Source organism: Geobacillus sp. E263, from assembly GCF_007197795.1.
Classification (GTDB): domain Bacteria; phylum Bacillota; class Bacilli; order Bacillales; family Anoxybacillaceae; genus Parageobacillus_B; species Parageobacillus_B toebii.
The window spans coordinates 209,101-225,508 of record NZ_CP041632.1; the positions used below are offsets into that span (position 1 = coordinate 209,101).

11 protein-coding genes are annotated in these 16,408 nt (G+C 51.0%); 6 read left to right on the plus strand and 5 right to left on the minus strand.

The annotated features are described in order from the left end of the window. Nucleotides 1-362 precede the first annotated feature (362 nt). Both FNL97_RS01065 and FNL97_RS01070 read right to left on the minus strand, forming a co-directional pair. On the minus strand, nucleotides 363-3,140 hold the full coding sequence (locus tag FNL97_RS01065) for a DEAD/DEAH box helicase (protein WP_015865243.1): 2,778 nt from the start codon (nucleotides 3,138-3,140) through the stop codon (nucleotides 363-365). Beyond that, nucleotides 3,137-4,744 carry an SWIM zinc finger family protein gene (locus FNL97_RS01070; RefSeq protein WP_015865242.1) on the minus strand — a complete coding sequence of 536 codons (1,608 nt, stop codon included), beginning with the start codon at nucleotides 4,742-4,744 and terminating at the stop codon, nucleotides 3,137-3,139. The genes FNL97_RS01065 and FNL97_RS01070 overlap by 4 nt, the downstream gene beginning before the upstream one ends. Before the next feature lie 208 nt (nucleotides 4,745-4,952). Here FNL97_RS01070 and FNL97_RS01075 point away from each other — a divergent pair, with 208 nt between their 5' ends. The 3 genes from FNL97_RS01075 to FNL97_RS01085 all read left to right on the plus strand — a co-directional run bounded on the left by FNL97_RS01075 (nucleotide 4,953) and on the right by FNL97_RS01085 (nucleotide 10,566). Beyond that, nucleotides 4,953-6,239, plus strand: coding sequence for an SEC-C domain-containing protein (locus FNL97_RS01075; RefSeq protein WP_143414841.1), 1,287 nt, complete (start codon nucleotides 4,953-4,955; stop codon nucleotides 6,237-6,239). A gap of 297 nt (nucleotides 6,240-6,536) precedes the next feature. Next, nucleotides 6,537-8,732 (plus strand): YecA family protein, encoded by a 2,196-nt coding sequence (locus FNL97_RS01080; protein ID WP_143414842.1) that lies wholly within the window; start codon nucleotides 6,537-6,539, stop codon nucleotides 8,730-8,732. A 499-nt stretch (nucleotides 8,733-9,231) separates the two neighbouring features. Next, complete coding sequence (locus FNL97_RS01085) at nucleotides 9,232-10,566, plus strand: SEC-C domain-containing protein (RefSeq protein ID WP_025039104.1); 1,335 nt, start codon at nucleotides 9,232-9,234, stop codon at nucleotides 10,564-10,566. A gap of 86 nt (nucleotides 10,567-10,652) precedes the next feature. Here the strand turns inward: FNL97_RS01085 and FNL97_RS01090 are convergent, their stop codons facing one another. Continuing rightward, entirely contained in the window at nucleotides 10,653-11,363 is a 711-nt protein-coding gene (locus FNL97_RS01090; protein ID WP_015865237.1) for a plasmid pRiA4b ORF-3 family protein, read from the minus strand. A gap of 120 nt (nucleotides 11,364-11,483) precedes the next feature. Here FNL97_RS01090 and FNL97_RS01095 point away from each other — a divergent pair, with 120 nt between their 5' ends. Then, nucleotides 11,484-11,693 (plus strand): SEC-C metal-binding domain-containing protein, encoded by a 210-nt coding sequence (locus FNL97_RS01095; protein WP_089098199.1) that lies wholly within the window; start codon nucleotides 11,484-11,486, stop codon nucleotides 11,691-11,693. Here the strand turns inward: FNL97_RS01095 and FNL97_RS01100 are convergent. Then, nucleotides 11,663-12,796, minus strand: a complete 1,134-nt coding sequence (locus tag FNL97_RS01100) for an IS4 family transposase (RefSeq protein WP_143414843.1) — start codon at nucleotides 12,794-12,796, stop codon at nucleotides 11,663-11,665. The genes FNL97_RS01095 and FNL97_RS01100 overlap by 31 nt on opposite strands. Nucleotides 12,797-12,989: 193 nt before the next feature. Between FNL97_RS01100 and FNL97_RS01110 the strand changes: the two genes are divergently transcribed. After that, on the plus strand, nucleotides 12,990-13,391 hold the full coding sequence (locus FNL97_RS01110; RefSeq protein WP_143414844.1) for a hypothetical protein: 402 nt from the start codon (nucleotides 12,990-12,992) through the stop codon (nucleotides 13,389-13,391). Between the two features lie 56 nt (nucleotides 13,392-13,447). On the opposite strand, the gene FNL97_RS01115 is transcribed toward FNL97_RS01110, so the two are convergent. After that, complete coding sequence (locus FNL97_RS01115; RefSeq protein WP_012748853.1) at nucleotides 13,448-14,635, minus strand: IS701 family transposase; 1,188 nt, start codon at nucleotides 14,633-14,635, stop codon at nucleotides 13,448-13,450. Between the two features lie 314 nt (nucleotides 14,636-14,949). On the opposite strand from FNL97_RS01115, the gene FNL97_RS01120 reads away from it, so the two are divergent. After that, on the plus strand, nucleotides 14,950-16,398 hold the full coding sequence (locus tag FNL97_RS01120; RefSeq protein ID WP_143414845.1) for an IS66-like element ISBst12 family transposase: 1,449 nt from the start codon (nucleotides 14,950-14,952) through the stop codon (nucleotides 16,396-16,398). Nucleotides 16,399-16,408 lie beyond the last annotated feature (10 nt).

Here is a 16,408-nt window from a genome sequence, read left to right on the forward strand (position 1 = left end):
CTGGCGCGTGATTTTCATCCCCGGGTGGAGGGCAAAGCGTGCTGCCCATGGACCTTTCCGTGAAAATGCGCGTGCCTTGATGATTCATGTTCATGCCCGGGTGAAGGGCAAAACGTTGCCCATGAGATGTTTCGATGAACACACGTGCCTGGATGATCCTTTTCATGGCTGGACAAAGAACAACACTTGTTGATGAAGTTTTTTCTGTGTCCAACAGGATGTTCATCGCCCGCGTGATGTCCTTTACGGTTGTTTTTGCCGCTTTTCCCGCTCCTTCATTTTCTCTTCCATCCGCTTCAGCAGCTTTTCCCACGGGTTTTCCGCCGTTTTTTTCTTGCGCTTTCGTTTTTCTTCCGCCATGCTCAAGCGCCTCCTTTCGCTGCGGCCGATAAGGCGAGCAAGTCGCGCAGTTCGTCATCGGACAGTTCGGTGATCCATGCCTCGCCTTCGGTGATGATGTCGGCGAGCGCTTGTTTTTGTTCGAGCATCTCGTCGATTTTTTCTTCGATTGTCCCGACGGTGATCAATTTATGGACGTGGACGAATTTCGTCTGTCCGATGCGGTAGGCGCGGTCGGTCGCCTGGTTTTCCACCGCCGGGTTCCACCAACGGTCGAAATGGATGACATGGTTGGCAGCTGTTAAGTTGAGCCCGGTGCCGCCTGCTTTGAGCGACAAAAGGAAAATCGGCGCTTTTCGTGCTTGAAACTCTTCGACCATTCGATCGCGCGTTTGTTTCGGGACGCCTCCGTGCAAAAACAACACCCGCTCATCAAACAGGTCGGAAAGCAGCTGTTGGATCATCTCGCCCATTCGCACGTATTGCGTGAAGATGAGGCACGATTCGTCGTTGGCGCGAATTTGCTCGATGAGTTCGACGAGTTTTTCAAGTTTATGCGACCGCTCGACGAGTTGGCGCGGCCGGCGTTCTTTTAAATAAAGCGCCGGATGGTCGCAAATTTGCTTCACACCGTTTAGCATTTGCAAAATCAAGCCGCGCCGCGCAAACGGACTGGCATTTTTGGCGCGCTCAAGCGTATCGTTGACGAGCTGCTCGTACAGCGCTGCTTGCTCGGCCGTGAGCGGGCAATACTCTTTTTGTTCGAGCTTATCCGGCAAGTTGAGCGCAACCGCTTCATCCGTTTTCGTCCGCCGCAAGAGAAATGGGCGGATGAGCGCCTGCAGCGCCGCTTTTTTGCGGGCATCTCCTTCTTTTTCAATCGGCCCGGCAAAGCGCCGCTCAAACTCCGCACGGCTGCCGAGATAGCCAGGGTTGAGGAAGTGGAAGATGCTCCAAAGTTCGCCGAGACGGTTTTCAACCGGCGTGCCGGATAAGGCGATTTTATGTTTTCCGCTCAAGCGGCGGATGGCGCGCGCTTGTTTTGTTTGCGCGTTTTTAATGTTTTGCGCTTCATCAAGGCAAATCGCATGCCAATGAATCTGTTTTAAATCGTCTTGGTCCAAATGAGCAAGGTTGTAAGACGTAATGACGAGGTCGGCCTCGCCTGCCGTTTGCACGAACGCATCGTTTTTCGCCCGGTTCGGTCCATGGTGCACGTAGACGCGCAAGTCTGGGGTGAAGCGGGCGCATTCCTTTTGCCAGTTGCCGATCACGCTGGTCGGACAAATGAGCAACGCCGGCGTGTCCGGGCGTTCGATTTCTTTGACGTGCGCCAAATAAGCAAGCAGCTGCACCGTTTTGCCAAGCCCCATGTCATCGGCCAAGCAGGCGCCAAAGCCGAATCGGCGCAAAAAGACGAGCCAGTCGACGCCGCGCTGCTGATACGGGCGGAGCGTGCCGTGAAAAGACGGCGGCACATTCGCTTTCGGCAATCCATCAAGCTGCTGGAGCTGGCGGATAAACGCCCGGAATTGGTCGTGGACGTCAATGTGGATCGGGATCGATTCGTCCGCTGCCTCTTCGCGCTCCTCTGCTTCCGAAAGCAGCGTTTGCGCCACGATATCGTGGATCGGCACGCCTTCTTTTTTCGCCTTTTCCATGAGCGCCTGTGCGCGGCGGACAAGGGCGGGATCGAGAATGAGCCATTGGCCGCGCAGGCGGATGAGGCGCCGCTTTTGTTCCGCCAAAGCGGTAAACTCCTCTTCTGTCAGCTCAATCCCGTTGGTCGCCACCCTCCAGTCAAAGTCCGCGAGCCGCTCAAGGCCGAACAGTGATTCGGCGTTGACGGAAGGCGACAGTTTCGCTTTGATCGACAGCTGCGCCTGGCGGATGTCGTGCCACCAGTCGGGAAGCAAGAGGCGTACGCCCGCTTCGGTGAGCTTTAAGCTGTCTTCGGACAAAAAACGCCACGCTTCTTCATTAGACAGTTCCGTCCGCAGACCCTCCCCGGCGTCAAGCCACGGCACGATCGCGCAAATGCGGCGAATGGCGCGCTGGATCGATGATTCATATGGGCGCCAGGCGCGCGGAATATCACGGGCAGAGGCGATGACGCTGTCGTCGACGGCGATGAACACCGCTTCAAGCGTCCATACGTCGCCTTCCTCGGACGGCTCGACAAGGCGCAGTCCGACGACAAACGGCGGCCGGTCGCCGAGCCATCCGATTTGTTCGAGCCAGTCGTCTTCCGTTCCGGTCCATTGGCCGCTGGGGGAGGCGATCAATGGATAAGTGCGAACGATTTCGCCCCAAATGCCGCGAAGTTCCGGGTCGCGTGAGAGCCAGTCGGCTACCGCAAGCGACCGCCATGTGGCGACGAACGGATCGGGATCGTCATCCGCGCCGCGCCAGCGGGTGCGTCCTGCTTCGCTCCATGCGCCGCCTGTGCTTTTCCATAAGGAAGCATCTGGAAGGAAGCGGCGTTCGCGCAAACCGTTCCAAATGTGCTTCGCCCACTCTTCCAATCGGGCGGTGAACTCGTCTGCCCATTCAATGGCGGAAAAGCGTGAGTGCGGACGCAAAGCGAACAGGGTGAGCGCCTGCCACGGCGACAGCCGCACGATCCCGTTTTCACCGTCATGGTCGATATCGAGCAAGGTGCCGTAAAAGGTTTCTTCATGCCAGGCGAACACAAGCGGCGCCCAGCTCGAAACACGGTCCGGGCCGCTGAGCCAGAAGCATCGTCCTTCTTCGCTCCATTCACATGAAAGGGTGATCGTCTGCAACGCTTGTTCCATCATAGAAGCAATTTTCCTTTCTCCACTTCTTCATGAAACGCGCGCATGCGCGCTGTTTTGGCTAACAGCTGTTCAAGATACATCTGCCAGTCGTTCATTCGTTTCAACGATCGGTAGCACGCACGCAATTTTTTTAAATATTGCACGGCGACGCGATAGCTTGCGCGGTTTTTCGCCTCGACAAAACGCATGACCGCTCGGTGATACAATGGCAAGACGAGCGCCGGGTTTTGTTTTTGCAGCATGGCGAGAAATGTTGGATCAATGTCATGGGCGGTGGCGTCCACCCATAAGTATAAGTCGACTACATCATGGTAGCGCCTTTGATCGAGCAGCCAATGAACGTAGCGGTTCGCGCTGTATGGGAAGCATGCGGCCAACAGCTTCTCATAGTCGTCCCATTTGTTGTGTTGGCGAGCGTATGATTCGTACAGCCGACCGATTTCGTTGACAAACGGCGACCGCTCCATCTCTGGAAGAGCGGATATGTAGAAGGCAAGCTCTTGCTTTCCTTTCGCCCAAAATGATGCGAAACGTTCCGGCGAATGCGAGGATGCGAACCGCTCCATCCAATCGATAAAAAACGGAGCCGCTTCCTTGGGATGTTGGCGGTAGATGGCGAGCGCTTCGTCATCTTCGCCGAGTAAAAAGGCGAGATGGGCGGCAGCTAGCAACAGAGTGGTTGACTGTTTTTCCGTTGCCAGGCGGATCAGCGTTTCTTTCTCTTGCCGGCGCTGCGCTTCTTTCGTGAACAGCAGCTCCCAAGCGGTTGTGTATAGGCTGTAGACGAGTGAAGGGGACGCCTTTCCCCACCGCAGCAACAACTCCCGTACATACGGGATCGTCTGTTCGATGTGCGTTTCAACAGACGGGGGCAGCAGTTCGGACGGAAACCGTTCCAACGTTTCGAACCATTCGTCGGCGATATAATCGACGTCTTGTTGCCACGAAAACTGCTCGTATGATCCGAACAACAGCCCACGGTCCCAACCGCGTTCGCGTCCGTATTCGAACAAATGGTCAAGCAAAAACAAGGCCGCATGAAAGCGATGCAACAAACGGACAGCGCTGTGTTTCGGGCTGTTTTTGACGAGTCGCGGAAACAGTTGATGGGACAAGCGGTACGGCCAATCATTGCGGCGGCGGTGGCGGGCGCTCCACTCGTCCAATAGGTCGGCGAACTGCTTCCGCCATTGGGCGACCGATTCCGCTGTGTTTGGTTCAGACGGTGTTTGGACCGATGCCGCTTTCCGGTTCGGTTTTTTCTTTCCTTGTTTCCATTGCCGCAACAACTCGCCGTTGTCAAATACATTTCCGTACACGTAAAAGAACAGCGCCAGTACGTGCGGACAAAGATCTTCCGCCCCGCATGTGCAGCTGTGGAGGGAGATGTCCGACAAATCAAGCGTCACGTCATGAATGGCGGTGTCGATGACTTTTCCTTCGATAAAATCGCTGTCTATGACCGTGACGTTATACACCAACCCTTGCCGTGACAATTCCCGCCCTTTTTGGATGACATGTTGGAAGAGAGAAAACGGCCATTCCCGCTGCAAGTCGGCAGCGGCTTTTTGCAACAGAGGTTTGGAGATTGCGGTCTGCAACATATCAGTCCGTCCTTTCCGTCCATTGTGCATCATGGGTTCCCGAAGAAAGCCCCCGTTTTCCGTTCATTCTTTATATCTACATTATTATAGCATGGCGGATTGTACTGTTGCTATGTTTGTTTGGCGTGGGATTTATTCCTAATTTTCTCTCTGTTATGATACAATGAACATAACGGCAAGGCCGAATCGAAGGAAAGTGGGTGACGATATGACGGTGTCGCGGAATGCCCTTTGTCCGTGCGGCAGCGGGAAAAAGTACAAGCATTGTTGCGGAAAAAAAGAGGCGGTTTCGATTTCGTCATTGATTGACCGCGAGTTGATCGAATGCATGAATGATATGCGCCAGTTTGTTTTACAGCGGTATGAGAGGGAGGCGGAAGAGCTTTTAGACCAGTTCCCGCTTGATGAGATGCCGGAGGAACTCGAGCTTGGCGTGCAGATCATGGCGGTGAACTGGATGTTGTTTTGTTGGCCGCTTGATGAAACAGGACAAACGATCTTTTCTGCTTACCGGAAAAGCCGTCATTGGGAGCGGTGGCGCCCGTCCGTTCAGGCTCACATCGAGAGGTGGGAAGGAGCCGTTCCGTCGCTTGGCGAGTTCATCGGCTATGAGGACGACAATCGCCCCGTTGTCCGGGATTTGTTGACGGGAGAGGAAAAGATCGTTCATTTATTGACTTCCGATCAATGGCCGAGCGTGATCGAAACAGGAGATGTGGTGTTCGGCTTCCTTGTGCCGTACCAAGACGTGTTCACGTGTTTCACAGCGGTGTTTCCGCTCCCGGCGTCAGGGAAAGATCGATTGCTTCGGGCGATTCAACAAGAAGGGGAGTGGAGCGGTCAGCCATCGGCTTTATGGATGCGCGATCGGTTCGTCGCTGTGCTTTCCGATGTGCTCTTGGAGTGGCTTTGGCAGTTCGCCAAACAGTTCAAATGGGATGATCCGAAACAAGCGGCCGTCATTCGCGAGCTCGATGAAAACGAGCCGGAGGCGCCAGCGGCGCTGCTCAATCAAGCGTTCGCCATATGGGCGATCTATTGCGGAAAAACATCCCGCCTCCCTTATTCGGTTCCCGTCTACGCGGCGGCGCTCCGCTATGTGGCTGGGCATTTGATGAAGGCGGAAGGATCGGAGGTGGAAGACATCGCCGATCGGTATGACGTGATGCCAGAAGATGTGCGATCGGCGGCGTTGGATTTTTTCCTGATGGCTGTTGATGATGAAGACGACGAGGAATGGCTCGATGACTGGGAGGAAGACTGGTTCGAAGAGGAAGGGGATGAGCTTGATGCGCGCATCAATGAATGGATCGATGACATCGATCTGATGTTGATGCGTGAAGGATGGGACGAGAAGCGAGTCAACCGTCATATTGACCGCGCCATCCGTTCGTGGCGGAATGAAGGCCTGCTTGAGGAAGTGAATGAAAAAGAATTGCGTAAAGAACTCCGCGATGTAGCGTGGGAGATCTTCACCGATCGGGGATTCATCTAGAAGCTGGCAGAAAAACGGGCGCTGCGCGCAAGTCAGCGGCATTTCGTCAGAAAGGAAAGCCGGTTCCACAAGGGCTCTCTCATTCAAACATCATTGGGCTCAACCCAAGCCCTCTATAAGTAGAAACAGGGAATGGAATGCGTTCCATTCGTGAAACTCCAAAAAAAGCGGCGGGGAACGATCGGTTTTGACCGAATCCATAATGGATTGGGAAAAATGGCTTTGTGCGCGATTCCGACAGTTTTTAATATCTTGGTCGCCGTTTTGGAAAGGAATGATTAGAAGGGAGGATTTTGCATGGCAATCGGCCGAAATGACCCGTGCCCGTGCGGAAGCGGGAAAAAGTATAAGAAGTGCTGCATGAACAAACAGCAGGAGCGTGAAATCAAGCGGGTGCGGCAGCGCCGCTTTTTTGACCAAAAATATGAGCTGTCGCAAATGGTGCAGCGGTTTTTGGATGAATCGCTGTCTTATGATGAACGTGAAGCGGTCAACCGTACATTTCGCCGAATGATCGAACAAAAGGATCATCGTGAAGAGTTGAAGGTGTTTGAGACGCTTTGGCGTTTTTTCCTCCATCGTTATCCGAATGGATTGCGCGGCGTTGAATGGTTTCAACAGGAAAAAGGGCGTCGTCTGTCTCCGGAGCTCAAGGAAATGTTGGACCGCTGGGTTCGACTTGTGCCGCGCCTTGTGCAATTTGTCGATTTGCATGATGAAGGAGGAGTGGCGGTCGACCGGTTGACGGGCGAGAAACTTCTCATGCCGTATTGCGAGACATTGGAGGTTGTGCGCCCTTGGGGCGGCATGTTTGCCTTTTTGGAGCCATTTGACGGCGGCTATTACGTTTGCGGTGTATCATCGATTGTGGATCCGAAGGGCGTGGAACGGGCGGAAGAGAACATTCGCGTCTTGTTGACGCAAACCGATTGGCCGTATGAAAAGGTAGCCGTTGAACATTTTCTCGATATCGTTGATGCAGGCTATCCTCCGAGGGCGGACGATGTGCAAGAGGAGCGCACGCGATGGACGTATGAATACGAATGCCAGGAAGCCGCTGAGGCGATGAGGAAGCTTGCTTCGATCGGACGCGCTCACATTGATCATGACGATGGGGAGAAAGTGGAAGGTTCATGGTGCACCAATGTGTACCATTATGTCGGAGTGATTTCCCCCAAGCTGATTCGTGTATTTGAATTAGGCGGGTCATTATCCGCTCATCGGTCGCGTCTCGTGTTGTCTACCGAGGAGGAAGGGACGGCCGAACAGCTCGTGTCGCTGCTGCAGGCGTTTGGGTATTCCCCAAAAGAACGAAAACGGGGGACAGAAGCCGTTTTGCGCCGAAAAGGGATCGAAAACGTTTCGCTTCATATTGATTCAGACCCAGACTCTCCCCCTTGGGTGGCAACGATGGCCGGATTGGATGTTCAAATGGAAAAAGCCCTTCACATCCCGCTTGAGAAATGGAATGGAAAAACCCCTCACGAAATGGCGCGCGAGGGGCGTGTGCAGGAAGTGGATGAGTGGCTGAAAGAGTATGAATTCCATTTGTTTAACATGCAAGAACGAGCCAATTTGCCGGTGCTCATCGGAGTGAATTCCATTCGCTCCCGTTATGGATTGCCCCCATCTCCGTTTAGCTCATCACATCGTCTTTCGGACTTATGGAAAATGAAATGGATGGGGCCGGAAAGAACCGAGACATTGTTGATCCGCGCGGAATGGGAAGGGATGTATTTTACCGATGACGCATTGGCGTTTTATAACGAAGTCATCGTGAGCGGAGAAAAAGAAGCCAAAGAGGCGTGTTGGGCCGTGGTTTTGCTCGTGTGTGAATATATGAACGGGCGGACGTTTTCATCGTGGGAGGACGTAGGAGAAGAAGAATGGAAACAATGCATCGTCGAGCAAATCCCGTCAAGATGGAGTTCGTTTTCATGGGAAGTGGTGAGCCGAGCGCTCGATATGTTGCTTGAGTGGGCCGATTGGCTGGACCGCCGTTATGGAACGAATCATCGAACTGTTATTGGTGCCGTGCTGGAAGAGGTCAGAAGCGAATTGGAACATTGTTTTGCTTTGCTGGATGAATGGAGGGGCGAGAGAGGAAAGGCGGATGAGGAACTGATGGCTTGGCAGCTTGCTCGTTTGTTTGGTTTGCCTATTCCCCTTTCCGTCGGTTTCTCGTTTTTCCGCGTCAAGCGTGTGGAACAGGGGAAGGCGGTGCTGGATTGGCTTGCCCATAACCGAACGGTGACATGGGACATTCCGAAGCGGGCAGAGCCGCATCTGTTGTCGGGCATGTATATCGTCGCCGCGACCGATCGCAACGGCAAGCTGGACGATCTTGCCCGCGTGTATCCGCCGTCTTTCTCTCCGTACGTAGAGCCGTGGCTTCAGGCGTTGCAAGAGTGGCCAGACAAGGTGGAGAAAGAACGGGCTGCGTTTCAAGAGCGCCTGCTTGTCTCGTTGTCCCGTTTGCTTCGCCGGCCGTAGGCGTCCCGATGAATGACGGGGCGCTTGTTTCTCTCGGCTCGGCCTCTATGATTCTCCATTATGCAGGCAAGCCCAATGGTAAGAGTCATTCATATTCTTAGGATTTTGGGCCATCACCATAACGTGTGCTTGAGAAGCAGGGTTTTTCTCGTTTTACCGAGAAACGGATGAGGACGCGAATGATCCAAGAATCCTACACCTTTAGGAGTGCGGAGTGTCAACCGGCATGAAAATCATGGATTGGCTGATTTCTCCTTGGAGAAGGAAATATGGCATGTTTTGAAAAAGCCAAGGGCACCTTTTGATAAAAAATGGAATGCGAATCGATGTTCTCGACATGAGCGGCGGAAGTCCCAAAGTGCTTGCGATATGTGTTGCTGAAAGCAGTTCCATCACACGTTGATCGTGAATGTCTCCCCAAAGTGTTTAGCTGGCCCGAGCGTTAGCGTAGAGGGGGAGAACGTTCAATGACTATGATACAAAGAAAGTAGGTAGCTATATGGCGAAGGCATCGCGAAACAATCTTTGTCCATGCGGCAGTGGGAAAACGTACAAGCATTGTTGTGGGAAGAAAGAAGCAGTATCGATAGAATCTCTAATTGACCGTGAAGTGGCCAAATGTATGCAAGATGTGTTTTCGTTTGCGTTAGAGCGATATGAGGAAGAGCTTGCTTTCATGATGTCTGGTTCTCCATTTCAAGGGCTTCCTAACGAGCTGGAGACCAGCGCCAATTTATTGCTGACGAACTGGGCGATTTTTCACAGACACGTTGATGACAAAGGGATGACAATTTTTTCAGCCTATATGAGAAGCCGGCGCCGCACGCGGTGGCGTCCAGCAGTGCAAACTCATTTGAAGCGATGGGACGAGGCGGTTCCGTCGTTTGACGAGATCATTCATATCGAGGATGAGCGGCGTTTCCTTGTACGCGATCTGTTGACCAGAAAAGAAAAGTACGTCCGTTTTTTGACGCCGGAGGAGCTTCCGTCTGCTAGGGAGGGGGACGTGTTAGTAGGATGCCTCGTTCCGCATGGGGACGAGTGGGCGTACTTCATGAAGGTGCTGCCGATTCCAAAGAGCGGGAAGGATCGGCTTGCGCGGGCGCTTCAAGCGGAATGGAATCCGGATATGAAAACGTGTGAAGTGTTTTTGCGCGAGTCGTTTCCGGAATTGCTTGAAATAGCGGTCCATGAGCTGTTGTGGCAGCTGCTGAGCGAAAAGGACTGGGGGGATCGAGATCAAGATGATGTTTTTCGCGAATTAAAGAAAAAGGAAGAAACAACCTCCTCCCTAGTGCTCAGCGAGGCTGCGTTCCTTTGGCGCGCATATTGCGAAATGGATGAACCGGTCATCAAGAATCCTGCTGTGTATGCGGCTGCACTCCGTTATTTGGCGAGTGAAATGGCTGGAAGAGAATTTGTCAATATGGAAAAGGTTGCGGAACACTACGGCGTTCCTGTAGAGGAAGTGGAAGCCGCTGTGATGGAATTGTTTTTATTTCGCACAGAGTTGCTCGATGATGGAGATGATGAGGGCGAGAATGATGATGAGTGGCTCTTTGACGATGGGGATGACGGTGATGAGATCTGGTTCGACGACGGTGGGATGGAGGATGGCGATGAGCTGGACCGTGCGATTGAGGAATGGCTTGACCAAGTTGAGGAGTTGTTTGATTGCGAGGGCTGGGACGTTGATCAAGTCCATCGCTTGATCGACAAAGCGATCCGAACATGGAAAAAGGACGGGTTGCTTGAAGGAGTCGATGCAGCTGAGTTGCGCAAGGAGCTCGAGGAGCTCGTCTGGGAGACGTTTGCCGAACGGGGATTTTTGTAAGGCGATGGACAAAGCAGGCAACAAAGGACAGATGGGTGCGAAAGAAGGTGCCCTTGAGAGATGACGGATACCTTCTTTCGCATGCGTTACAATCGGATATAGGCCAGCCGCTCGTTCGCTTCCTCGACGTCAAAGGCATCAGGGTCAAAATCTTCGCCTTTCATGTCGTACATCCAGTCTACCAGCTCGCGCAATTCGGGATCGGCAAGAGAGTCTTTTTGCGCCGCCGCTTCCAGCAGCTCCAGGTAGCCATAGACGCCGCCGCAATCCTCGGGAGGGCACGCCCGTTTTCCTTTCAGGCAAGCGGCGCGTTCCAACGGTTTTGGGAGTGTTTCAATCTTTTCAACAGTGACGGTATGGCGCCAGTAGTCGCCAAAATCGTAAATATATAGAAACTTTTGTTTTTCTTCCGTCAGCCATTGCTGTAATGGGATGCGGCGGGCGTCCATCAGTTCTTTTTCCAGCTGAAACGAATCCCAGCCGTCAGGGATGCCGATGAGAACGCTTCCGAAATCGAATTCGTATAAATGGGCTTGTTCCCATCCCATCGCTTCTTGGATGATGAGATGAAGCTCGTGAAATGTCGCATGTCCGGGAACAAGGACGCGCCGCCAAATCGGCGGGCGGATGCCGTTTAATGTGATTTTCAGCTGGTAGGCTGTTTTGGACCGCCGCCGTTTGGAAGGGGGTGCGCTCTTTGGCGCCTTAACCCATCTGCCGTGTGGACGGTCCCGCTCTGTCGGATGGAACATGGCAGACAATTCGTCGATCAGTTTAGCAAGATTGTCGGGGTTCATAGCCCTCGTCTCCTTTCGGATAAACGTTTTGTATAATAGTAGTTTATCCTGTCCATAGTAGAATTTAAACATTATTGATGGAAATATTGAAAAAAGAAAGATGGGAGAGGAGGATGACGCATGTCGATCGGCTGGAATGACCCATGCCCGTGTGGAAGTAGGAAAAAGTATAAGAAGTGCTGCATGAACAAACAGCAGAATCATGAAATCAAACGGGTGCGCCAGCGCCGCTTTTTTGGCCAAAAATATGAGCTGTCGCAAATGGTGCAGCGATTTTTGGATGAATCCACGAGTGTTGATTATCCAAAATTAGACATACGTCTTCCATAAATTTGGGCATACTCAAACAAAGCAGCGGCCATCCCGGATTTCCAATCGAGAGGAAGCTGCCCAGAGAAAAAACGGCGAACAAACGAAATGAAGGAAAGAGAGACGTTCGTCCGTTTTTTGGTTTGATCATACAGCCATCGCAGCAACACATACGCGATGAACGCCGCAAACAGTTGGTTGTATACCGCATTTTCCGTCGTGCCAAACAAGGTCGGGACATTCAGATATTGCTTCACCCAACGGAAAAAGACCTCAACAGTCCAACGTTGTTGGTACATGTCGGCAATGGTTTCCGCAGACGCATGGAAGAGGTTCGTCACGACCCGAATGTCGCGGCCATTTGCATCTCGAAAGATCACTACCCGGTGACGCTTGGTCGATCGGCATTGTTTCGTCCCCAACTGGCACGTGAAGTCGGCTTGAACCGATGAAGATGTGCTGGAAAGGCGTTTCAAGCTTTTTTTCTGATGAAGTTCGATGTTGTCCTTCATTCGAATGACAAAGAGCTGATGCTGCTCCACAAATCGATCGAGGCGTTCGATTTTGAAATACGCCCGGTCTTCCACGAGCACTTGTTGAGCGTTCGTCAACTGTTCTCCCACTGGGCCATCGTGACGCAGTCCGGTCGTTTCCACCACGTCTGCCGGCAGCGAGGATTCCGGCGAATACGCGACGTACAGCTTCACTCCGGCGCGTTCGCCGTGATACGGAGCCCATGGGAGGCGGTTTTTCCCGACCGTGACGGTCGTCGAATCCACCACCCGAAGCGGTTTGGGAAACCGAAGCGAACGGCGGGTTTGGCGGTTGCACTTGGAAATGATCAACGCCAACAAGCGTTTCATGATGTCATAGGGAACTTCTTTCGCTTTCTTGGATACAGTTGAATAATGGAATCGCGGCAATCCATACAGAGGCCCCACATCGGCTCCGTGGCGAAAGCTTTTCCATTGATGCATGGCGGCCAGCAGGAAGAAGTGAATCAACTCGCGCAACGTAAAGGTTCGAGACGAATCACGATACCCAACCGCTTCGGCAATCCGTTGAATCTCTTCATCCGAAACAAGTTTTTGCATCAAATTCGGGAGTGTGGTATGCTTGTTCATAGAGAGCACCTCCTGGGTTTGTTTGTGTCGTTACTCACATTCTACAGGAAAGGTGCTCTTTTTTCTATACACTTTGGATTTTATTGGATAATCAACACGCCTGATATTTTTTTAAAGGTAACAAATGATAGAACTAGAAATGCCTACGAAATTATTGAAGAACATATAAAAGTCACCGAAGATGGTCTAAGCTATGTTTGTTTATGAAAAACATTCATTATATTCTTTTGAGGACGGAGAACGTAAGTTAGTATCTTCTAATATAAACTTCTTTAAAATATCTCCTAACAAGGACAAAGCTATTTTTTTGAAAAACAGTAAGGACTGGTATAAAGGTGATTTATATCTTAAAGAGTTACATAAAAAACCAAAATTAATTAAGAAAAACATAAATTTAAGATACGTTTCTAGCGACTTAAACAAAATTATGTATAAAACAGATAGAGACGATTTGTATGTTTTACTTAACTGTGAAACAAATAAATTAATAGCAAAAAAGGTATCTCAATCAGTATTATTAGAGAGAAAAAAAGAGGAATTTAAAATATTTTATACGGTAGAAAAAAGTTCAAAAGATTTCATATTATTACTGTAGATGAGCATTTTTCATTACAATAATTTCCATGGTTAGAGAGACAAACAGGGTACCCCTTACGCGATACGGAGCTGTTTTTTGATCACATCAATGGGAATATCTTGCTTTGCAGCGTCATAAATGAACTCGACGACACTGTGGTCTTTCCGCGACCGAAGAAGCTCCAGCCCGGTGGAGAGGTTTTGGCGGGATTCGGCGATGCTGTACACGCAGGCCAACAGCACCACCGCCCAATACCGTTTCACCGCCCGAATGTGGCGAACGCGGTATCCATCCAGCTTCAGTTGATCTTTCGCCTGCCGGAAAAAGCACTCGATCGTCCAACGCTGAGCATAGTAACGCAAGATGTCTTCGTCCCCGAGTTCCCGGTCGGTGCTCAAGATGCAATGAAGATGTTCCGGCGCCATCGGCTGATCCGCCTTCCAAGCCAGCAGCACCACCGCGTCATCGAGGCCATGGATGGCCCCCTCATAGCGATACACGCGATAACGCTCCTGCCCCACCGTGACGAGGCGGGTGTCTTTGGACTCGATATAGCGGGCAAACTGCTTGGCTTGGATGGCGATGCCTTTCGGGTAGAGAATCCGGTTCGTCTTGAGCATCGCGATGACATGGAATCCCTGTTTCAGACAGGCTTCGATGAGCTTCTTAGACGGATACCACGAATCCATGAGCACATACACCGGCTGAGCCCGCTTCACCTTGAGCGAGGAAAGCATCTCGATCGCCAGGTCGATCTTGCTTTTTCCCGCTTTCTTGTCATACAGGCGGAACGCAAATGGGAACGCCTGCGTGAAGGTGTGCACCATCAGCCAAACGAGCGAATGCCCCCAGACCGATTGATGATCTTTATGCGAGTAGTGCCAGTCGCACCCTTGAATGGCGTGCACAGCCCGTGACGAAGGCTTTGTTTTTTGGCAAATCGTATCATCAATCGAAACAAAAAGGGGTTGATTCTTCCGTTTGGCCAGTCGTTCGACCTGGGAAAGGATCCACTCTTGAAGCTTCCCAAGCAGCCTTTCCTCGTTCCAAGGGCTTTTCGTGAAAAAGTGACTGAGCGTCGTTCGATGATTCGGATGAAAGCTCCAGTAATGAATATCAGTCAATGTTCCCGAGAATCCCTTGGTGGTCAAGGCATCGACAATATGAATGAGATGCTTGATGACCGGTTTGGAAAGCTGCAGCGTCAACCCCAGCGTGAAGAAAAACTTGTGGATTCCTTGGTGATGTGCTAATCTATTCATGAGACATGAACCTCCTTGTGGATAGTTGGTGGTACATCTATTCTAACCAAGGAATCGGGTTCATGTCTCCTTTTTTGTTTAGTTGTCAATTTATGTCAGTGAATTTGCTCATCTACAGTATATATGAAGAAAATCATGACGTTATTGAAATTCTTGATTTTCCTAATGATTATGAAATTTTAAATTATGATGAGAGAGTATTTATCTTTGCATTTCAGGAAAGGTAACTATTCAGCCACATCATAAAGTGAGCTGAATATTTTCTTCTTTCCTTGTCTATGATGTGAATATTGATAGACAAGGAGGTGAATCGCATGTTGACGGTACAACAAGCTGTATTTACAGTTGAGAGCTTAATCGGCAAAGTTCAACAACAAAAACAGCTCATTCATCAACTCATTCAAGAAAATGAACATTTGCGTCACGAAAACAAACAACTACGCAAAGAAAATGAGCAACTGAAGTACCGTGTTCAAGAGCTGGAAGCACGCACGAAAAAAAACAGCTCCAATAGCCATTTGCCCCCATCTTCTGACCGTTTTGCCAACACACGTTCTTCTCGTCAACCATCTGGCAACAAGCCAGGCGGACAAGAAGGACATCAAGGAACGACGCTCCGTCAAGTGGAACATCCACATCATCGTGTCGTCCACCGTGTGCATACGTGTCAAGGATGTGGGGCTTCTTTGCGTGAAGTCAAACCGTTCAAAGTCGATATCCGTCAAGTGTTTGATGTCCCTCCTGTGGCGATCGAGGTGACACAACATGAACGTGAAGTGAAATCGTGTCCACATTGTCGATGCGTGCAACAAGCCGAATTCCCATCCCATGTCACGAATCATGTGCAATACGGTCCACGGCTCACGGCGCTCGTTGTTTATTTACATCATATCCAATTGATCCCGTACAAGCGTTTAAGTGATACAATCGAAGCGTTATATCAACACTCGATTAGTACGGGAACTCTTGCCAATATGGTGAAACGAGGACGCGAATCGTTGGAATCAAATATGGACATCATCGAAGACGCCTTACTTGAATCCAACATCCTGCATGTCGATGAAACGAGTTTGCGCATCAATGGGAAACTCGCATGGGTGCATGTCGCGTGTACATCGAGATATACATACTTGGCTCCTCACGCTTCTCGTGGAAAAAAAGCGACCGATGATATCGGGATTCTTCCCCGATATGAAGGGACGATGATGCACGATGCGTTCGGTACGTATCCGAAATACACACATGCCACCCATGCCCTTTGTCATGCCCACCATTTGCGTGAGTTAAAAGGATTCATCGAACAGGGGCATACGTGGGCGATGCGCATGACCACGTTTCTGTTAGCCGCCAAGCAAGCCGTCGAAGCCCATCACGGTGCACTTTCCGAAGAAGAAGCGAGACGGTGGGAACGAGTGTATGATCGCATCCTAGAAAGAGCACAACACCGATTAGAAACGATGACGCCTCTTCCGAAAAAAGCACTCGCTTTTGTTCGACGCCTTCAAAAACGAAAGGAAGAAGCGCTGCGTTTCTTACGTGAAGTACATGTTCCCTTTGATAACAACCAAGCCGAACGCGATCTTCGCATGGTCAAAGTCAAAGAGAACATTTCGGGTACGTTTCGCGAAGAAACATTCGCGCAGTCGTTTTGCATCGCAAGAAGCATCGTTTCCACACTGACGAAACACGAAAAAAACGTGTGGGATTCGTTATGTCTTCTGTTGGCAGGCGAAACGATCGATCGAGTTCTTTCCGCTACCTAGGGCATTTTCT

Bases quoted from the DNA above. Each gene is read 5' to 3' on its own strand.
- FNL97_RS01095 (WP_089098199.1), top strand. From the start codon at position 11,484: ATGTCGATCGGCTGGAATGACCCATGCCCGTGTGGAAGTAGGAAAAAG.
- FNL97_RS01100 (WP_143414843.1), bottom strand. From the start codon at position 12,796: ATGAACAAGCATACCACACTCCCGAATTTGATGCAAAAACTTGTTTCG.
- FNL97_RS01070 (WP_015865242.1), bottom strand. From the start codon at position 4,744: ATGTTGCAGACCGCAATCTCCAAACCTCTGTTGCAAAAAGCCGCTGCC.
- FNL97_RS01075 (WP_143414841.1), top strand. From the start codon at position 4,953: ATGACGGTGTCGCGGAATGCCCTTTGTCCGTGCGGCAGCGGGAAAAAG.
- FNL97_RS01085 (WP_025039104.1), top strand. From the start codon at position 9,232: ATGGCGAAGGCATCGCGAAACAATCTTTGTCCATGCGGCAGTGGGAAA.
- FNL97_RS01115 (WP_012748853.1), bottom strand. From the start codon at position 14,635: ATGAATAGATTAGCACATCACCAAGGAATCCACAAGTTTTTCTTCACG.
- FNL97_RS01120 (WP_143414845.1), top strand. From the start codon at position 14,950: ATGTTGACGGTACAACAAGCTGTATTTACAGTTGAGAGCTTAATCGGC.
- FNL97_RS01080 (WP_143414842.1), top strand. From the start codon at position 6,537: ATGGCAATCGGCCGAAATGACCCGTGCCCGTGCGGAAGCGGGAAAAAG.
- FNL97_RS01090 (WP_015865237.1), bottom strand. From the start codon at position 11,363: ATGAACCCCGACAATCTTGCTAAACTGATCGACGAATTGTCTGCCATG.
- FNL97_RS01110 (WP_143414844.1), top strand. From the start codon at position 12,990: ATGTTTGTTTATGAAAAACATTCATTATATTCTTTTGAGGACGGAGAA.
- FNL97_RS01065 (WP_015865243.1), bottom strand. From the start codon at position 3,140: ATGATGGAACAAGCGTTGCAGACGATCACCCTTTCATGTGAATGGAGC.